Annotated in this window: 3 protein-coding genes; all 3 read right to left on the reverse strand. The window is 65.9% G+C overall.

The genetic code is table 11. The features are described 5' to 3' along the window. Positions 1 to 8: 8 nt before the first annotated feature. The 3 genes from plsY to MAXJ12_RS20480 are packed head-to-tail and all read right to left on the reverse strand — an operon-like array spanning position 9 to position 2,891. A complete protein-coding gene (gene plsY, locus MAXJ12_RS20470; RefSeq protein WP_008837883.1) occupies positions 9 to 599 on the reverse strand; it encodes a glycerol-3-phosphate 1-O-acyltransferase PlsY in 591 nt (196 codons plus the stop codon). Between the two features lie 31 nt (positions 600 to 630). Beyond that, positions 631 to 1,929: a dihydroorotase gene (locus MAXJ12_RS20475; protein ID WP_008837884.1), complete on the reverse strand. Its 1,299-nt coding sequence runs from the start codon at positions 1,927 to 1,929 to the stop codon at positions 631 to 633. Further along, entirely contained in the window at positions 1,926 to 2,891 is a 966-nt protein-coding gene (locus tag MAXJ12_RS20480; RefSeq protein WP_008837885.1) for an aspartate carbamoyltransferase catalytic subunit, read from the reverse strand. The genes MAXJ12_RS20475 and MAXJ12_RS20480 overlap by 4 nt, the downstream gene beginning before the upstream one ends. Between the last annotated feature and the right edge of the window lie 273 nt (positions 2,892 to 3,164).

Here is a 3,164-nt window from a genome sequence, read left to right on the forward strand (position 1 = left end):
GGGTTCGCTCATCCGTTGGCCCCGATGCGCGACTCCGTGCCGGCTAGCAGCCGCGAAATATTGGCCCGGTGCTTGATGAAGACGATCGCCGTCATCACGGCAAACAGCACGGCGTAGTCGATGCGGCCGAGATAAAGCAGCGTGAGCGGAACGGCCACGGACGCGACCAGCGCCGCGAGCGACGAATAGCGCATGATGAAGGCGACGGCGAGCCAGACGGCGGCGAAGACCAGCGCCACCTTCCATGCCAGGCCGGCCAGCACGCCGAGATAGGTCGCCACGCCCTTGCCGCCCTTGAATCCCAGCCAGACGGGGAAAAGATGTCCCAGGAACGCACCGAAGCCGGCGACAAGGGCAAGCTCCGGCCCGTAAATCCCGGCTATCAGCACCGCCGCCGTGCCCTTCAGCGCGTCGAGGATGAGCGTCAGCGCCGCCAGGCCCTTATTGCCGGTGCGCAGCACATTGGTAGCGCCGATATTGCCCGAGCCGATATTGCGCACGTCGCCCAGGCCGGCGGCGCGGGTGATCAGCAGGCCGAACGGGATGGAACCGAGCAGGTAGCCGAAGACGAGGGCGGCGAGCAACTGCGTGTATAACATGGTTCCCCCGGGATTGGCCGATCTCAGAGTCTCAATCGCCGGCCTGTGCCGAAAACACTGTGCGGCCCGCAACCAGCGTTTGCAAGACCTTGCCCTGCAGCCGGGCGCCTTCGAAACAGGTGTTTTTCGAGCGCGAGCGGATACCTGCCTCGCTGACGATCCACGGCTCTTCGAGATCGACCAGCGCGAGGTCGGCCGGCGCACCGGGCTTGAGTGTGCCGCCGGGTAGCCCGAACAGTTTTGCCGGCGCGGTCGACAGCGCTTCGACCAGCCTGATCAGCGGGATCTCGTCATTATGATGGAGCCGCAGTGCCGCGCCAAGCAGCGTTTCGAGCCCGATCGCGCCGTCGGCGGCGTCGGCGAAGGGCAGGCGCTTGGTGTCGACATCCTGCGGATCGTGCGAGGAGACGATGATGTCGACCGTGCCGTTCCTCAGCGCCTCGACCATGGCGAGGCGGTCATCCTCGGCGCGCAGCGGCGGCGAAAGCCGGAAGAAGGTGCGGTATTCGCCGACATCGTTTTCGTTGAGCGACAGATGGTTGATGGAAACGCCCGCGGTCACATTCGCGCCGTCGCCCTTGGCCCGCGCCACGGCCTCAGCCGACATTTCAGTCGATATCTTCGCGGCGTGATAGGCGCCGCGTGTCAGCCGCGCCAGCATCAGGTCGCGCTCGAGCGGAATCGCCTCGGCCTCGCGCGGAATGCCCGGCAGCCCGAGCCAGCTTGCGTAGAGCCCCTCATTCATCACGCCGGACGAGGCGAGGTCACGGTCCTGCGTCTCATGCGCAACGACCGCGCCGAAATCGCGGGCATAGGTCAGCGCGCGGCGCATGGTCAGCGCATTGGATATTGTGTGCCGCCCGTCGGTGAATGCGACCGCGCCTGCCTCGCGCAGCAGGCCGAACTCCGTCATCTCGCGGCCTTCGAGCCCCTTGGTGATTGCCGCCGCCGGGAACACATTGACCAGCGCGGTGTCGCGCGCGGCCCTGAGCACGAATTCGACCAGTGCGACATTGTCGATGACCGGATCGGTGTCAGGCATCATGACGATCGAAGTCACCCCGCCGGCCGCCGCCGCAAGGCTCGCCGAGGCGATGGTTTCGCGATGCTCGCCCCCTGGCTCGCCGATGAACACCCGCCCGTCGACCAGGCCGGGGATGATCGCCTTGCCGCGGCAATCGACAACCGTCGCGCCTTCCGGCGCACCCTGGTTTGACGCCGAAGCGCCGGACGCTACGATCTTTTTCCCGTCGACGATGACGGTGCCGGTCTCGTCGATGCCGCGGGAAGGGTCGACGATGCGGGCGTGCTGGAAGACCGTGACGCTCATGCCGAATGCCTGTCGCGGTTGCGCCGCGGATCGAGAAGCGCCTCCATCACCGCCATGCGCACCGCGACACCCATCTCGACCTGCTCCTGGATGACGCTTTGCGGCCCGTCGGCGATTTCCGAGGCGATCTCGACGCCGCGGTTCATCGGACCGGGATGCATGACCAGCGCGCCGTCCTTTGCCGCCTTCAGTTTCTCGGCGTCGAGCCCGAAATAATGGAAATATTCGCGCACCGACGGCACGAAAGAGCCCGCCATGCGCTCGCGCTGCAGCCGAAGCATCATCACCACGTCTGCGTCCTTCAGCCCTTCCGCCATGGTGTGCGCGACGAAAACGCCCATCTTCTCGATGCCCGAGGGAAGCAAAGTCGAAGGCGCCACCACGCGCACTTGCGCGCCGAGTGCGTTGAGCAGGATGATGTTCGAGCGGGCGACGCGCGAATGCAGGATGTCGCCGCAGATTGCGACGATCAGCTTGGCCAGCGGCCCCTTGGCGCGGCGGATGGTCAGCGCATCGAGCAGCGCCTGCGTCGGGTGCTCGTGCGCGCCGTCGCCGGCATTGACCACCGAGCAGCCGACCTTCTGCGCCAGAAGCGCCGCCGCCCCCGCCGACTGATGGCGGATGATGAGAATGTCTGGCCGCATCGCGTTAAGCGTCATCGCCGTGTCGATCAGCGTTTCGCCCTTCTTCACCGAAGAGCTCGCCACCGACATGTTCATCACATCCGCCCCGAGCCGCTTTCCGGCAAGCTCGAAGGACGACTGCGTGCGCGTCGAGGCTTCGTAGAAAAGGTTGATCTGAGTGCGCCCGCGCAGCGTCGAGGTCTTCTTCTCGGGCTGCCGCGAGATGGACACAGCGGCGTCGGCCCGGTCGAGCAGAAGCTCGATATCGGCGGGAGACAGGTCCCTGATGCCAAGCAGATGGCGGTGCGGATAAAGCGGCAGGGACGGAGCGTCGGTCATTAAAGCGCTGCTATAGGCCGCAGCCCGGCCCGCTGCAAGCGGCCGGTTCCGATTGTGGCGATTGTCCCCAGCGCGTTTGTCCGCGTCACTGGCCGAAAAGCTTGTACCACTGCTGTCAGGCAACTGGTCAAAGCGCGCAGGGCTTGGCAATGTCGCGGGAATCAGGAGTTTTGCGCATGGTCAAGAAGCCCGCCGGACAATTTTCAAAGCCGAAGCCGTGGACAGAGGTCGCGCCGCTGCTGGTCGATGTGGCGACCGGCCGCCGGCCCGCCG

Origin of the sequence: Mesorhizobium alhagi CCNWXJ12-2 (assembly GCF_000236565.1) — a bacterium.
In the GTDB taxonomy this organism is placed as follows: Bacteria; Pseudomonadota; Alphaproteobacteria; order Rhizobiales; family Rhizobiaceae; genus Allomesorhizobium; species Allomesorhizobium alhagi.